15 protein-coding genes are annotated in these 16,063 nt (G+C 34.1%); 4 read left to right on the top strand and 11 right to left on the bottom strand.

All coding sequences use genetic code 11. From position 1 onward, the window contains the following. Nucleotides 1-68: 68 nt before the first annotated feature. From MY04_RS21055 to MY04_RS21040, 4 genes are all read right to left on the bottom strand, one after another. Entirely contained in the window at nt 69-1,640 is a 1,572-nt protein-coding gene (locus MY04_RS21055) for a hypothetical protein (RefSeq protein ID WP_158297817.1), read from the bottom strand. 122 nt (nt 1,641-1,762) lie between these two features. Then, nucleotides 1,763-2,560 (bottom strand): aldo/keto reductase, encoded by a 798-nt coding sequence (locus tag MY04_RS21050; RefSeq protein WP_066213918.1) that lies wholly within the window; start codon nt 2,558-2,560, stop codon nt 1,763-1,765. A 95-nt stretch (nt 2,561-2,655) separates the two neighbouring features. Continuing rightward, the gene (locus MY04_RS21045) at nt 2,656-3,906 is read right to left on the bottom strand and encodes an AGE family epimerase/isomerase (protein ID WP_066213916.1); all 1,251 of its coding nucleotides are present in this window, start codon (nt 3,904-3,906) and stop codon (nt 2,656-2,658) included. A gap of 105 nt (nt 3,907-4,011) precedes the next feature. Further along, nucleotides 4,012-6,552, bottom strand: a complete 2,541-nt coding sequence (locus MY04_RS21040; protein WP_066213912.1) for a beta-mannosidase — start codon at nt 6,550-6,552, stop codon at nt 4,012-4,014. A gap of 490 nt (nt 6,553-7,042) precedes the next feature. On the opposite strand from MY04_RS21040, the gene MY04_RS21035 reads away from it, so the two are divergent. From MY04_RS21035 to MY04_RS21025, 3 genes are all read left to right on the top strand, one after another. Beyond that, the gene (locus tag MY04_RS21035; protein ID WP_066213903.1) at nt 7,043-7,591 is read left to right on the top strand and encodes an REP-associated tyrosine transposase; all 549 of its coding nucleotides are present in this window, start codon (nt 7,043-7,045) and stop codon (nt 7,589-7,591) included. Nucleotides 7,592-7,838: 247 nt separating this feature from the next. Further along, nucleotides 7,839-8,045, top strand: a complete 207-nt coding sequence (locus MY04_RS21030) for a hypothetical protein (RefSeq protein ID WP_066213901.1) — start codon at nt 7,839-7,841, stop codon at nt 8,043-8,045. After that, nucleotides 8,035-8,364: a type II toxin-antitoxin system RelE/ParE family toxin gene (locus MY04_RS21025; RefSeq protein WP_066213899.1), complete on the top strand. Its 330-nt coding sequence runs from the start codon at nt 8,035-8,037 to the stop codon at nt 8,362-8,364. Before MY04_RS21030 ends, MY04_RS21025 begins: the two co-directional genes overlap by 11 nt. 190 nt (nt 8,365-8,554) lie before the next feature. Here MY04_RS21025 and MY04_RS21020 read toward each other — a convergent pair whose 3' ends face one another. From MY04_RS21020 to MY04_RS20995, 6 genes are all read right to left on the bottom strand, one after another. After that, complete coding sequence (locus MY04_RS21020; protein WP_066213897.1) at nt 8,555-9,286, bottom strand: hypothetical protein; 732 nt, start codon at nt 9,284-9,286, stop codon at nt 8,555-8,557. Nucleotides 9,287-9,501: 215 nt separating this feature from the next. Further along, nucleotides 9,502-10,233: a hypothetical protein gene (locus tag MY04_RS21015; protein WP_066213892.1), complete on the bottom strand. Its 732-nt coding sequence runs from the start codon at nt 10,231-10,233 to the stop codon at nt 9,502-9,504. Between the two features lie 180 nt (nt 10,234-10,413). After that, nucleotides 10,414-11,145: a hypothetical protein gene (locus MY04_RS21010; protein ID WP_066213889.1), complete on the bottom strand. Its 732-nt coding sequence runs from the start codon at nt 11,143-11,145 to the stop codon at nt 10,414-10,416. Between the two features lie 456 nt (nt 11,146-11,601). Continuing rightward, nucleotides 11,602-12,291 (bottom strand): response regulator transcription factor, encoded by a 690-nt coding sequence (locus MY04_RS21005; RefSeq protein ID WP_066213887.1) that lies wholly within the window; start codon nt 12,289-12,291, stop codon nt 11,602-11,604. After that, a complete protein-coding gene (locus tag MY04_RS21000; RefSeq protein ID WP_066213885.1) occupies nt 12,292-13,053 on the bottom strand; it encodes a sensor histidine kinase in 762 nt (253 codons plus the stop codon). A gap of 613 nt (nt 13,054-13,666) precedes the next feature. Beyond that, the gene (locus tag MY04_RS20995) at nt 13,667-14,485 is read right to left on the bottom strand and encodes a hypothetical protein (protein ID WP_066213877.1); all 819 of its coding nucleotides are present in this window, start codon (nt 14,483-14,485) and stop codon (nt 13,667-13,669) included. A 456-nt stretch (nt 14,486-14,941) separates the two neighbouring features. Here MY04_RS20995 and MY04_RS20990 point away from each other — a divergent pair, with 456 nt between their 5' ends. Further along, nucleotides 14,942-15,610, top strand: coding sequence for a hypothetical protein (locus MY04_RS20990; RefSeq protein ID WP_066213872.1), 669 nt, complete (start codon nt 14,942-14,944; stop codon nt 15,608-15,610). A 150-nt stretch (nt 15,611-15,760) separates the two neighbouring features. Here the strand turns inward: MY04_RS20990 and MY04_RS20985 are convergent, their stop codons facing one another. Continuing rightward, nucleotides 15,761-16,042 (bottom strand): DUF427 domain-containing protein, encoded by a 282-nt coding sequence (locus MY04_RS20985; RefSeq protein ID WP_066213868.1) that lies wholly within the window; start codon nt 16,040-16,042, stop codon nt 15,761-15,763. Nucleotides 16,043-16,063 lie beyond the last annotated feature (21 nt).

Here is a 16,063-nt window from a genome sequence, read left to right as displayed (position 1 = left end):
AAAGCACAAGAAACGCTTCGCTTAATTCTTGCGCTAGTGGTTAGGAACTCCCGATCTATATTTAAACCTTACTTAGCAACCGCCTCAATATTTTCCCTTTTATACGTTCTGTATTTATCGTAAAAATACATTTTTACAGTGTGTAATTCTGGGTGATGATACTCTACCGTTAGTTGGTTGGATAGAGATGGGTCTTTTACATATCTCCTTATTATTTCTGAGCTTGTTTGTGCTCCATGAATACCAAAATATACGGATGGATAAATCTCATTTCCATCGGCATCAAAAAACTCAGTTCCTGCATCATAGCTATTTACATTTTCTAATGGTAATATAATCTTTTGAACTCCTTGTTCAATAAACTGTAATGATTCAGCTTGAGTTTTACCTTTTTTATACACCTTTAACTTTGATGAATAAGGAACATTAAATTCAGCATCCAAAGTAACTTTTTTTACTTTTTGCTGATGTGTATTATCAAATAAATTTTCTGGGAAAAATACACCTAATGCTTGTAAAGGTGTTAATTCCGCTGAAACTTCTCTGTTTCTCGATAATGCAACTCCTATATCGGTTTTTAAATTAAAAGTAGTCGAAACTAACGGGTACTCAAATCTGTAACCTTCGTATAAGATTTCTATGGAATTGTTGAATACTTCATCTCGATAAAACGATAAGTTATTCACCATTTTGTCTAAGTAGTCGTTGATCTCCTCATCAGTGTAATCCTTTATGTCTTCAAATTTATCGTCTTCTTTTAATGTTTCTCCTCCAAATTTTTCGTTTAGCAGAGTAACATTCTCTAGATTAATTAAGTCATAAATTAAACGATGAAGCATATGGTATCGATCATTATTTCCATTACCATCATGACGTTCGACCTCAAGAATTAGAAAACCATCTTTTTTATCACTGTAAGTAGCTGTCTGATAAAAATTGTACATTCCTTCTGGAGCAATTTCTGTTTTTGCGGTAACACTTACTTCCAACTCCTTAAAGTTCGCATCATAGATCAACTGCTTTTTCTTCTTTTCCAAAGGTTGATAGGTGAACTCTCCAACAAGTGTTACTTCTTCATCCTGAAGGTCAAACATTTCTTCAAAAGGAACAGTCACTTCCTTTTTACTTTTGAGTACTTTTTTAAAATTAGGATGGATGGACTCTGCATTAAAAAGTACCGGATGAAGACTCACTAAAGGGTTCTGAAGCTGAAGTTTTTCGAAAAATTCCTTAGTATTATATTCCAGTTCCTCATATTTCTTTGATCCTTGATCAATGCCTTTGATTCCAATCAGTCTTAGGTCTTTATTGACTTGTAATTTCTTGCCTTTTAGATACTCTAGTCCTCTTACAAAATACGACTTCTCGTTAAAACTCATATCAAGACTTTGAGTGTATACCTCGTCCTCTTGATGCGTTCTCACTTCCATCAATTCAATCTGTAAATCACCATCCTGATTTAGGAATTCTACTTCCGTTTCTAGCTCTAAAATCGATAATGTATTATCAGATTTGTATTCGATCATTCGGAAGGTGTAATGAAGCGTCTCATTGAGCGGTAGTTTGTTTTTGCCAAATAAGAAAATTGGGCACAGCAATAGCATCCCTACTAGGGATAGCTTTTTGGTTAGTTTTTTCATTTAAGGTTTTAGTTTATTTAAAAAAATTGAGGAATACTTCCTCCTATATAAAAAGAAAAATTGGAGAGGTTACCCCCTCCAACTGTTTATTTATTTTTGGTGAAATTCTGGAAAATGATCCATTAAAAATCAAATGTCTCTGGATCTGGTCCAACTCTTTGATCTTCGTTCATTGCCGTAATTTTTGCCATATCATCTGCGGATAATTCGAAATCGAAAATTTCGTAATTGGCTTTAATTCTAGAAGGTGTCACCGACTTAGGTAATGCGTTTACACCTCTCTGTAAGTGCCATCTTAACATCACTTGCGCAGTCGATTTACCATACTGAGCTCCAATCGCTTTTAATGTTTCGTCTTCGAATAATTTCGCTTGCATTAATGGTCCCCAAGCCTGTACAACAATGTCTCTTTCGTTACAATACGCTAATAATTCGTTTTGTTGTAATTTTGGATGACACTCGATTTGGTTCACTGCAGGAACTACTCCTGAAGGTTCCAAGTCTTCCAAGTGATGAGGGTTAAAGTTCGATACACCAATCGATTTAATTAATCCTTGCTTTTGCAATTGGATCATCTGATCCCAAGCTTTTACATAGCCTTTTGCTGGCCAGTGGATTAAATATAAGTCAACATAATCTAATTGTAATTTTTTCAAGCTCAACTTCAATGCTTCTTCTGCATTTCCATTTCTAATATCCTCATTCCATAATTTAGTTGTTAGGAAGATTTCTTCTCTAGGTACACCCGATGCTGTAATCGCTTCACCCACTCCTTCTTCGTTTTCATAAATCATAGCGGTATCAATATGACGATATCCTGCTTCTAATGCTGCCAATACTGCTGCTTTTACTTCCTCATTTTTGGATAAGTAAGTACCAAATCCCAAGCTTGGGATTTCAAGTCCGTTATTTAGTTTCATCTTCTATTTTATTTATAATGATGGGTTGATAAATTTTATACAATTTAGCAACAATATTTGTTTAAACATTATCGTTTTTCTATTCTTATGACAGATTAAAAATCATTAAGAATTCGTATCATTTCTATCGTATGATACGTCGACTTTCCAATACTTCCTTTCAACTCTTCTGTGATCGGTGTATTGTTCTCAGTCACATAAAAATACTCTCCTCCGTTTTGTTTATCGAAGAAAGTAGTAAAGAAATAGTCCTCTAATAATTCTTGTTGCTGATCGTATTTCCCTCCATAAAGTGATAACGCAATAATTGCCTCTGCATGTTGCCACCATGTTTTTCGGGTATCAAGCACCTCGTTTGTATTTGGATCCACCTCAGAATAAAAACCATTAATAATATTTCCATCATCAAATAGATAATTCTTTTCTAAAGTGATATCTAAAATCTTTCTCCCCAACGATTGGTACTTTTGTTTCTTCTCCTTGGATAGGAAATCAAATTTAGAGGTCCTCAACAGCAAAGCTGATAGCTGAAAATTATGTCCTGGAGTAACTGTAAAATCATATTTACCTTCTGATGTTTTTTTAACAGACCAATCGTCGTTAAACTTCACATTTACCCACTGTGTCTCCTTGTTCCAAGCAATGTTATACAACATCTCCACGTTTTCCGCTATTTGATGTTCATACAAATGCTTGTTTTCTTTGTCAGCTTCCCAAAGGTTGATCATGTAAGCCGTGAGTGGATACATTAAAGATTGCAAGCTTTTGGAATTTGTTACTCCTCCTTCTCCAATTTTAAAATTTCCCCAAAGTCCTTTGGCTTCCTCATCTTTAAATCGGCCAATAAAACCATTGTGCAATTGATGGATCGTCGGTAATAAAGTCGCATCCTTGGTTTGACGGTATAACTCTGACAAACCACAAAGACCATAGGCCTGTTGCCAAACATCCAAATGTGTTGGTGATTCTACCTTCTTATTTTCTACAAAAGAATATGAAAATGCCCCTTGATCATCCTCTCCAATCAAATACTCTTTCTGGAAATTGGCCACTTTCTTTGCTTTCATCAAATAGTCTGATTTACTCTGAGAGGCATAAGATAATCCATAAATCAAACGACTGCTCGCTACGGTAAATATTTTATCCGACATCGCTTTCCCTTCATTATCAATTTCTGATAAATAGGTAGACTTTGATTCGTCCCAAGCATTCTTTTCAAAGAAGGAAATGAGTTCCAACATTTGATCGTTTAGTCTGAAGTAGTTGGATCCTTCCTGTGGTTGTTGTTGACAATTAAATAATAAAATGGTAAGTAATAATAATGGACCGTATTTGAATGACTTCATCGTTTAGTTCTTCGTAGTTTAGATTAATGTATTCGCAGGAATAATTTTTCCACAAATATAAAAGAGTATCTCAATAAAGATACCCTTTTATACCAAATCAATTTACTATTGAATGGTGGTTTTCATGGTTTGTTGAAGGTGTTTCAATCGAATATTCTTAGGATCAATTTGTTCACCGTTTAAGGATGAAATCATCACCTCTACAGTTTGTCCTCCAAGTATATCAAAATAGTTATCAGATAATATGACTCCATCTATGTTCACCTCAATAAATAGATTTTTGATCAGTTGCTCACTTCCAAAAGTAGCTATCAAATGCTTTCCTTCTTGTTTAAATTCGACCTTTACATTTGCCTCAGGAAGTTTCAGCTCTTTTTGTAAAACAAAGTAATGTAGATCTCTATCAATCACTTGATCACCCTCTTTTAATTGGGTAACAAATACTACTTTTTCTTTTGGATAATCACTTAAGATCTTATTGGTATGCTCTGTAAAAACTTCTTCAGTAATATTTGAAACCACTTTTTTCACATTTTTAGATTGCTCCCATAAAACATTTCCTTGGAAATCTAGAAGTGCGACCTCCAAGGTTAAATTTTTATTGATATCCACATCGGAAGCCACTTTTATTTCTACTTTTTTTGCATCATGATTTACAATCAGCGATGTATTCTTATTCGCCTCTTTGGCAAAATATTGTAAGGCTTTCCATTCCCCATAATAATCCATCGAAGACCAAGAAGCCACCGGCCAACAGTCGTTAATTTGCCAATAAAGTGATCCCATACAGAAAGGCATTTTTTCTCTATGTGCTTGGATGGCAGAATAGATACTTTCCGCTTGAAGTAACTGTCCGACATACAAGAAATCTTCAAAATCAGTGGGTACTTGATAATGGTCCTTCATGTATTTCTTTATTCTCAAATTACCAATACCACTTCTTTGGTGGGAAGCCATTACTTCCGATTCGATATCATAGTCAGAAGGAATAGTATATTTCTTTACGGATTTAAACTCTGGAAACGATTGGAAACCATATTCACTCATAAAACGACCAATGTATTTTCTAAAGTCAGAAAAAGGATGTTCTCCGTGCCATACACCCCAATAATGCATGTCCCCAGAAGTGTGTTCATAAGTGGCTAAATTCTGATTTCCACCCGTTGGAGAAGAGGCCCAATAGAACTGCTGATCTGTATTTTCTTCTACTACCTCGGGTAAGATATCATGGAAGATTTTTTCGTAATTGGCCCAAATCTCTTTTTGCTGTTCTTTTGTGTATTGCTGTTTCCAGCCCCAGCCTGCTTCTGGATTATGAGGTGCCCAAGCCATCTCCATCTCGTTATTTCCACACCATAAAGCAATCGATGCATGATTTCTCAATCTCTTTACATTATCAATAGCTTCTTCCTTTACATTATCTAAAAATGCTTGATCTCCAGGATACATCGAGCAGGCAAACATAAAATCTTGCCATACCAAAATGCCCATTTCATCACAGAGGTCATAGAAAATATCATTTTCATAAATTCCTCCGCCCCACACTCTCAACATATTCATATTGGCATCTAAAGCCGATTGAATAATATGTTTGTAGGTAGCATCTGATACTCTTGGCAGGAACAAGTCATTTGGAATATAATTGGCTCCTTTAGCAAAAACAGGTCGGCCGTTTACTTCGAAATAAAAGCTTTTCCCATCCCCCTCTTTATCTGCTTTTTGCACTACTTTTATCGTTCTTACACCGACTTTTTGATGGTAAACATCAAGTAATTTATTCTGTTGATATACCTCTAATTCGACATCATATAAATAAGGTATTCCCAAGTTAGCAGGCCACCATAATTCTGGATTATTAATTTCAAACTCCACCAATTTATCTGAAGAAGCAGTCGGGATAATTTTTTCACCATTCACTTTTACAACATACTTCAGATCACTTACATTATTGCTCCATTCTGGAACTAAAGTAATCGTTGCCTGATCTTCTGTTACTTTTTGTTCTACCAATACATGATTGATTTTGGTAGTATCCCAAAACTTTAACTCTACATCCCTCCAAATGCCTGAAGTGACCAATCTCGGACCCCAATCCCATCCATAATGATACCCCGCCTTTCGGGTAAAAATCGACACTTTACTATCGCCGACCTCTCCAATTTCCGATTGATCATTCACTGCGGGTAAAGGGTAGCCATGCTTTTTTAGGGCTTCCAAACCCACTTCTATTGGAGAATCAAACTGCACTATTAGGGTATTCTTCCCTTCCTTTAATATCTCTTTAACATCAAATTCCCAGGTCCTGAACATATTGTCCGTTTCCCCTAATTCTACATCATTTAAAACGACAGTACAATAAGTATCCAATCCCAAAAAACTTAACTGAATATGGTCCTTATCTAATTGATGTTTCTCTAAGAAAAATTCCTTTTTATAGGTCCAATCTTTTTTATCAATCCATTGTACCTCTCTTTCGTTTAGTCGGTAATAAGGATCTTCAATAATCGATTGATTTAGTAAGTCGGTATGCACTGTCCCAGGAATTTTAGCATCATACCATTGGTTTTGGTCCGTTTGTGTAAAACTCCACTTTCCATTTAATAAGATTGTATTCACACTTGAAGTTTGTCCGTTGCTATTAATCATTTTACAGGATGATAAAATTGTAATTAAAAAATGACAATTAATTGGTTGTTGTCTCTCATATTCATTCCTTTTATTTCGATATATCAGCAAGGTAAAAAGCGACTAATAACAAAAGAAGGAAGATTTTATTTTTGATAGTTATGGATTTATCACCTACTAAAATATCCTCAAAAAAATAGAGGTAATTATCTTGCAGTGTGTAAGATAATTACCTCTTGATATGGAATTAATATTTTGATTAAAAGGGGTTTATAAACTGATTATTATATTACAAACTAGCGCAAGAATTGAGCGTAGCGGTTCTTGTGCTTGATAAACGTTAGAGGTCTCCCGACCTCGTGTTTCTTATTTAATAGTACACGAGGTCAGGAGACCTCTTACGTACGAAGGCACAAATGACGTTGGCACTTAACATTTGCGCCAGTTAATCTCCCTAAATATCAATAAATTGATTATCATTGTAATACATTCAAAAATTAACTAACGATTCATGAGTAAAAAATACAAGTTCTTAGATCAATCACAATGCTATTTTGTGACCCTCTCTGTTGTCAAATGGATAGATATTTTCACTAGAAAAGAGTATATCGATATAGTAATTGATAGTTTGAAATTTTGCCAACAAAACAAAGGTTTAGTGATTCATTCCTATGTCATTATGACCAATCATATTCATTTAGTCATCTCAAGTAAAGATATGGAAGTGGAGCTTGAATACATTTTGAGAGACATCAAGAAATATACTTCAGCAAATATTCTTAAAGCCATAAAGGACAATCCATTTGAAAGTAGAAAAAATTGGATGTTATGGTTATTTGAGACAGAAGCAAGTCATAAAAAGCAAAAATATCAATTTTGGCAACACGGAAATCACCCTATTGAGTTAAGTAATAGTTCACTATTAAATCAGAAAATTGAATACATTCACCAAAATCCAGTTAGAAATGGAATAGTGAATGAACCCGATGAATATCTTCTCAGTAGTGCTCGACATTATTCTGGAAAGAAATACAAGATACTCGATGTTGAACTAATCTAGCGCAAGAATTTAGCGTAGCGGTTCTTGTGCTTGAAAAACTTCAGAGGTCTCCCGACCTCGTGTACTATTATTAAAAAAACACGAGGTCGGGAGACCTCTAACGTTTATAGGCACAAATGACGCTGACGCTTAACATTTGCGCCAGATGGTAAAACAATAAACTTTTTAATCGTATTTTATTCCCGTATATTTGTAATTCACAATGTGTTATAAAGGCGGCAAGCTTACCCGGTTTAAATATTTTCTTATGAAAGTTTTATTAGACATAAAAGACAATAAAGCTGCATTTATTATGGAGCTTCTAAATAATTTCAACTACGTTAAAACAGAAACTTTAACTCCTCAAAAGGCTGAAGTTTTAAAAAGCGTAAAACAAGCCGTAGATGAAATGAAACTTGTAAAAGAGGGTAAATTAAAAGCAACTTCTGCTAAAGATTTACTTGATGAATTATAATGTTTCAGTAATTCCTAATTTTAAAAAGGAATTAAAAAAGTTAGTAAAGAAATACCCTTCAATTAAAAACGATTTTTCTAAACTTATTGAGGAATTAGAAGTGAACCCAAAACTTGGAACCTCCTTAGGTAACAATTGCTATAAGATTAGAATGGCAATTACTTCTAAAGGAAAAGGTAAATCGGGAGGATCCAGAATTATTACCTATGTGCAAGTTTCAGAAACTTCGGTATACTTACTATCCATTTATGATAAATCAAGCAAAACCAATATCACCGATAAGGAATTAAGCGAATTACTTGAATTTATACCAAAGTAAATTTCAGTTAAAATATTTTGTAAGTGATTAAAATACTAGCGCAAGAATTTAGCGCAGCGGTTCTTGTGCTTTAAAAACTTTAGAGGTCTCCTGACCTTGTTTTAATATTCAAAAAGTACACGAGGTCAGGAGACCTCTAACGTTTATAGGCACAAATGACGCTGACGCTTAACATTTGCGCCAGTAGAGACTATTGACCATGTGGTTTAAAAGGAGGTACTGGATAAGTTACATCCTCCACATTCCTCTCCGAAGCAGTCCTCCCCCCAGATCTCTCAAATGTATTCACCACTATCAAATCGACTTGATAACGAATCGGTTCTCCTTCCTTTTGCACTTCCTTCAAACCCAAATAACATTGGTGAGTATCACCATAATTGAAATCGTTTTCCGGTATGATAAAGAGTTTAACGATACCCAGTTCTGATGGATTATTAGCAAAGCGTTCTTCAATCCACTGATTACGAATGTCGTCGTTATTCCAATTACTAATTCGTTCGTGGGCCACATCCCAAGGAATAGAATTGGCATTCTCAGCGGTAGTACTAAAAAAGGATAACTCTTCTTTCTCTGATCCTAGGATGGATTGAGCCAAAAATGAAGTATTACCCACCGTATCACTTTCTGCTGGGACGATGGTAAAACTCAGACTTTCTGTTTCAGGATTGTAACCTAAATACGCATGTACTTTAGATGAAAAAGCCTCCTTAGTGAAATGGAAAGTATTTGAGTTGCTGCTAAAGATCTTGATTACTTGATCTTTATCTAATCGTGCTTTATCCCAATTGGATAACAAAGATATATCGATAGCTTCTTCACCTTTAACCATCTCATTTTCTGAAGAGGTGGGTGTGCATGAATAAAGAATTCCTACGGAACATAAGATCCCGAAGAGGTAAGAGAATTTTTGTTTGATTTTCATAAATAATTAGTCTTTGTAACAAATAAAAATTGCTGTGATAAAAAAAATATGTGAACCACTAGCGCAAGAATTTAGCGCAGCGGTTCTTGTGCTTGAAAAACTTTAGAGGTCTCCTGACCTCGTTTTATTATTCAAAAAGTACACGAGGTCGGGAGACCTCTTACGTTTTTAGGCACAAATGACGCTGACGCTTAACATTTGCGCCAGTGGATAATTTATTCAACATTTGGCTTAAAAGGAGGAATAGGTGCTGTGATATCTTCAATATTCCTCTCCGAAGCAGTCCTCCCCCCAGATCTCTCAAATGTATTCACCACTATCAAATCTACTTGATAACGAATCGGTTCTCCTTCCTTTTGTACCTCCTTCAAACCCAAATAACATTGGTGAGTATCACCATAATTGAAATCGTTTTCCGGAATGATAAAGAGTTTAACAATACCTAGTTCAGATGGATTATTCGCAAAGCGTTCTTCAATCCACTGATTACGAATGTCATCATTATTCCAATTACTAATTCGTTCGTGAGCCACATCCCAAGGAATTGAGTTGGCATTCTCAGCGGTGGTACTAAAAAAGGATAACTCTTCTTTCTCTGATCCTAGGATGGATTGAGCTAAAAATGAAGTATTACCCACCGTATCACTTTCGGCTGTAACGATGGTAAAACTCAGACTTTCCTTTTCAGGATTGTAACCTAAATACGCATGGACTTTAGATGAAAAAGCTTCCTTCGTGAAATGGAAAGTATTTGAGTTGCTGCTAAAGATCTTTGTTACTTGATCTTTATCTAATCGTGCTTTATCCCAATTAGATAACAAAGCGTTATCGATAGTTTCTTCACTTTTAACCATCTCACTTTCTGAAGAGGTGGGTGTGCAAGAATAAAGAATACCTACGGAACATAAGATGCCGATGAGGTAAGAGAATTGTTGTTGGATTTTCATAAATAATTAGTCTTTGTAACAAATAAAATTGCTGTGGTTAAAATATATGGGAGCCACTAGCGCAAGAATTTAGCGTAGCGGTTCTTGTGCTTAAAAAACTTTCAGAGGTCTCCCGACCTCGTTTACAGACACAAATTATGGTGACGCCTAACATTTTCGGCAGTGGTAGAGTTTTATTTATTATTCTGCTGAAGGAGGAAATGGTGGTACAGGAGTTGCCATATCCTCCACATTCCTCTCCGAAGCAGTCCTCCCTCCAGATCTCTCAAATGTATTCACCACTATCAAATCTACTTGATAACGAATCGGTTCCCCTTCCTTTTGCACTTCCTTCAGACCCAAATAACATTGGTGAGTATCACCATAATTGAAATCGTTTTCTGGTATGATAAAGAGTTTAACGATACCTAGTTCTGATGGATTATTCGCAAAGCGTTCTTCAATCCACTGGTTACGAATGTCATCATTATTCCAATTACTAATTCTTTCGTGAGCCACATCCCAAGGAATTGAGTTGGCATTCTCAGCGGTGGTACTAAAAAAGGATAACTCCTCTTTCTCTGATCCTAGGATGGATTGAGTCAAAAATGAAGTATTACCCACGGTATCACTTTCTGCTGTGATTATGGTAAAACTCAGACTTTCTGTTTCAGGATTGTAACCTAAATACGCATGGACTTTAGATGAAAAAGCCTCCTTCGTGAAATGGAAAGTATTTGAGCTACTGCTAAAGATCTTTGTTACTTGATCTTTATCTAATCGTGCTTTTTCCCAATGAGATAACAAAGAATTGTCGATAACTTCTTCACTTTTTACCATCTCATTTTCTGAAGAGGTGGGTGTGCATGAATAAAGAATTCCTACGGAACATAAGATCCCGATGAGGTAAGAGAATTTTTGTTGGATTTTCATAAATAATTAGTCTTTGTAACAAATAAAAATTGCTGTGATAAAAAATATATGTGAGCAACTAGCGCAAGAATTTAGCGTAGCGGTTCTTGTGCTTGAAAAACTTCAGAGGTCTCCTGACCTCGTGTATTATTAGTAAAAAACGAGGTCAGGAGACCTCTAACGTTTTTAGGCACAAATGACGCTGACGCTTAACATTTGCGCCAGTGGAGAACATAAGATGCCAAGGAAATTTTTGTTTGATTTTCATAAATAATTAGTCTTTGTAACAAATAAAAATTGCTGTGATAAAAAAATATGTGAACCTCTAGCGCAAGAATTTAGCGTAGCGGTTCTTGTGCTTGAAAAACTTCAGAGGTCTCCTGACCTCGTGTATTATTAGTAAAAAACGAGGTCGGGAGACCTCTAAAGTTTATAGGTACAAATGACGTTAGCACTTAACATTTGCACCATTAGGGATTAATCCAATGCTTTTAAAGAGATGAATAAATCTTCTGCCTTTACAATGTTATGCTGAATAGCATAGATAACTAAACCGGCAATATTTTTAGTTTCGGTTTTTAAGAAGAGATTATTCTTATGCCCCTCGACTGTTCTTTTGGTAATGAACAACTCATCTCCGATTTCTTTAGCCGTTTTTTGGTAGCAAATAAGTTTGAGTACATCTATCTCTCTATTGGACAGCACCACATCGTTAGACAGATTAGGTACAGGCGTTTTAGAAGATACTTGTTCTCGGATGATGTCTAATTGATCTTGTTCAAAATAGAAGCCTCTTTCTTCGACTTCTTTTATGATTTGCAATAGTTTTTTTGGAGATACCCCTTTTGGAATAAAAGCCGCTGCACCTGTCTTTAGCATAAAACCCATTAAGGACTTATTGTAATGAGAGGACATGATAATCGTTTTTATGGATGGATAATCTTTCTTTAAAATTGATAAGATATCGACTCCACTTTTTCCTTCCATTTTGAGGTCCAATATTAAGATTTGTGGGATCTTATTTTCCTCGGAAAGTTGAGCAAGAAAGTCGTCTCCATTTGTATGGTTTGATAAAACTTCTATTTCTTCTTGTTCTTCAAAAAAATTAGTCAGTAAAGAAACAATTAAAGCTTCATCATCAAGCATTGAAATTGAAATAGCGTTCATTTATTCATTGGTTTTAAACACAAATATTGATTTAGTCCCTTTATTTATTTCAGAAGTTAAACGGTAAATACCATTTAAATAACTCACTCTTGTCTCTATATTTTTAAGACCTAATCCAGTTCTATTTTTATTGATATTAAATCCTTTTCCATTATCAATTACTTGGAGGCAGGTAAATAAATTGGATTGTCTATAGTGAATTTCGACTTCAGAAGCATCCGCATATTTTACAATATTTGTGATGATTTCTTGTAAAATACGGATAAACTGAACTTTAAATTCTTCATCAAAAGTATCTACTGTTCTTACATCAAAAATTGGAACTACTTTTAATTGACTTTGTAAAGGTGCAATTGCATTTTCTATTAATGTTGAAAGCGCACTAAATGATAGAAGAGGTGGACTTAAATCATGAGAAATACGTCGAGCAGTTTGAATACTTTCAGACAATAACTCTATGGTTTCCTCACTCTTTTCCGGTCTCAACTCTTCCATCATCTTTATGGCAGTCAACTTACCAATTACATCATCATGTAAGTCGGCTGCAATACGTTTTCTTTCTTTTTCTTGCGTATTTATAGATACTTCTAATAGATTTTTCTGATGCTCTAATTTTATTCTCGACTCTTCTAATTTGGAAGAAATGACCTTTTTATAATATACTCTTATCAGTAATACTATAAAAGAAAATAACACCAAGAAAAAGACTATCGAAAAGATGATCCATCTGATAATTGTTTCTGGATTTTGCCATTCTGCCATATTGAATTAATTATAACTAAATAAAAAGTAACAATAACAATAATTCTAATAATCCAAAAAAAGTATATTACTTTAAAATCATAATTAACAAAAAAATTTATCGGAATAAGAAATAAAAATTCAAAAGAAAAAAAACCAAAAATAAATAATATTATTAATCTATTTTTTATGAAATTTATGTTACCAATATTTATATAAATATAATACAATGAAATGGAAACTAAGAAAACTGAAACTACCATTTTAGAATAGCATTTAAAATAAATAGTTTCAATATTTTTTATTTGTAAAAATTCATAAAATGATAACATAAAAATTATCATAATAATATATTTTAATTTACTCAGTTGTTTTATAATTATAATATAATAGAAATAAAAAATTAATAGATCTAATATTCCTAATAATGTAAAAAGATAGACGCTATAATTTGTTACTTTAGCATTTATTTTACTTAAAATATCAAATATTAAACTCAACATTAGGTAAATTAATAAGACCTTTTGAGATTTATCGATGTAATTGAAATAATATCCCCCAACAATACTACCTATTAGTAAAATAATTGGTGTGAAATATGGGAATATTAGATTGATTATATTAGTAATATCATTCACATTGACTGTTCCAATAAACTAAATGTATTAGATGGTGTTCTTGGGTCAAATGGAGGAACTGGAGTTGCCAAATCCTCCACATCAGCACTAGCCGCACTTACACTAAAACTCACAATCTCATCCGAAGTAGTATTTACAATGATCAAATCTGGGCGATATTGTTTTTTACCTTTTACCATTACCTTTTTTAATGACAGGAAGCATTGATGTTCTTCACCGTATTCAAAATCTATAGTATTGATTGCAAATGCTTGGAAAACTTGAGTGGAATCGTCAGGAGAAAAACATTCGTCGATCCATTTGTTTCTCTTGTTATCATTTCTCCAACGGTTGATTCTCTTATTGGCTAATTTCCATGAAATAGAATCTTTATTATTCTCGCTCACTTCTTCAAAGCTTGCTAGAGTATCTTTTTGTGCACTTAGTGGAGCAAATGTCAAACAACTTGTATTCCCCACAGTATCACTATTTGCTGTCAAAACAGTAAAACTTAAAGCATTAGTAGCGGCATCATAACCAATGTAAGCATGAATAATACTATCTGCCTTAGGCATTTGGTCCATCGTCTTTGTGAATGTGAAACTATTGCCATGGTTTTGGAATAGAGAGACTACACTGTCTTTGTTTGTACGAACCTCACTCCACTGCACAATAAGATCTTTATTGATGCTACAAGAAGAGGTTTCATCGTTAACGGAAGAGACTGCTCCTTTTTGAACTTCTTCCGATTTAGAAGATGTCTGTGTGGTACATGATGTGAAAAAAGAAATGCCAATTAGTAGGCTTAAAAAGTAATTAGTAGCTGTGATTTTCATTTTAATTTGTTCTTGTCACTATAGTTTTTTTACGATAGCCCAACGAGATTCTAAAAATTATCGTATTGCGTTTTACATTAAAGAAGAGAATAGCGTCGTATTTATTATTTGTCGTAGCTTTTTTAGTTAGAAAAAACTCTTTATTTAGTAAAAAAATTTCGTGATCTGTTACAATTGAGTTTAATTTTCTTACGCAAGAAAAAGAATACATAAATCAAAAACAAATTTTCGACAAGATTCTTTAATTCCCTAATTATCAATTCAATTCGGGCATAGGTAATTTTACCCCTTTTCTTAAATCACGTATTTCTATCCTGCTACAATACAAACAAAAACCTGAAATTTGAGACATCAAAAAAACAAAAAGTATCATTCTCAATGAGTGATCAAATATCATCTTCGGTACTAAACACTACTAATATTATGAACTAATTACTATAAAACTTTCTATATACTATGCAAACTAAGCTTGTCTTGGTAAAAAATGTTTCCATATATGCTTATTCCGATAATTTAGAATTAAAGCATATAGAAATTATCTCAAAGTTATCTGGTGTATATACAATAAAAACTATCGGATTAAACTCCTTTTTCGAATTGAATTTAACACATCAACAAGATGAAGAACTAATGGTAAAATTACATCATCAATATTATGCTCTTGGAGAAACTGAAGAAGGGAATAGTTTTATAACACCTCGGATGTTTTGTGTTGATACAACCCCTTCTATTATTCTTGGCCGACCTCTAGGTGATGATGATCAAGGATTAAAAACGAAACAAAATAAAATGGAGACCTTTTATGATAAAAGCACAAAATTTAAGACCGTAGGGATTTTGACCAATATCAATGTAAGTGAGCGGTTTAGTCCACCTAACATTGGACAACGATTGCTTATTAAAGAGGGAGTGGGTAGAGTCATCGCTGCACACAAAGATCCTCTGTCTAGTTCTTCTATTATCATTATTGATGAAGGTGAAATATATGATCCCATTTTAAAAGGGCCTAGAGATATTATTATTTCTGGGATTAAAGAAAATGGCGACCGTTTTATTCAATTAGGACATCAATGTATTACTGATGCCTTACCACATATTTTTATCAAAAAAGTAGAAGCAGACTAAAAATCATTTGCATCTTTACCCAACTAATATATAACCCCAATAAGTTCCTTTTGGATATTTATTGGGGTTTCTTTACAATAGTACACAAGGTCGAGAGACCTCTTACGTTTTTTAGGCACAAATGACGTTATCATTTAACATTTGCGGCAGCTATTCCACCTTCACTCCTTTCCAAAAAGCAACATATCCCTTAATTTGTTTTGCAGCCTCTTTAGGTTCTTTATAATACCAAGCTGCATCATCGTTTACTTGTCCGTTTACTTCAACATTGAAATAAGAAGCCAATCCTTTCCATGGACAAGTGGTTTGATAATTGGAGTCGGTGAAAAATTCTTTTTTGATGGAATTGGGTGGGAAATATTGATTTCCTTCCACCTCTATAGTTTCGTTGCTTTCGGCCAAAACTACGCCGTTCCAAGTTGCTGTTTTCATGTTTATGGGTTTTTAATGGAT

This window comes from Flammeovirga sp. MY04 (assembly GCF_001682195.2).
GTDB classification, from domain to species: domain Bacteria; phylum Bacteroidota; class Bacteroidia; order Cytophagales; family Flammeovirgaceae; genus Flammeovirga; species Flammeovirga yaeyamensis.
This window is presented reverse-complemented; position numbering and strand designations above follow the sequence as displayed.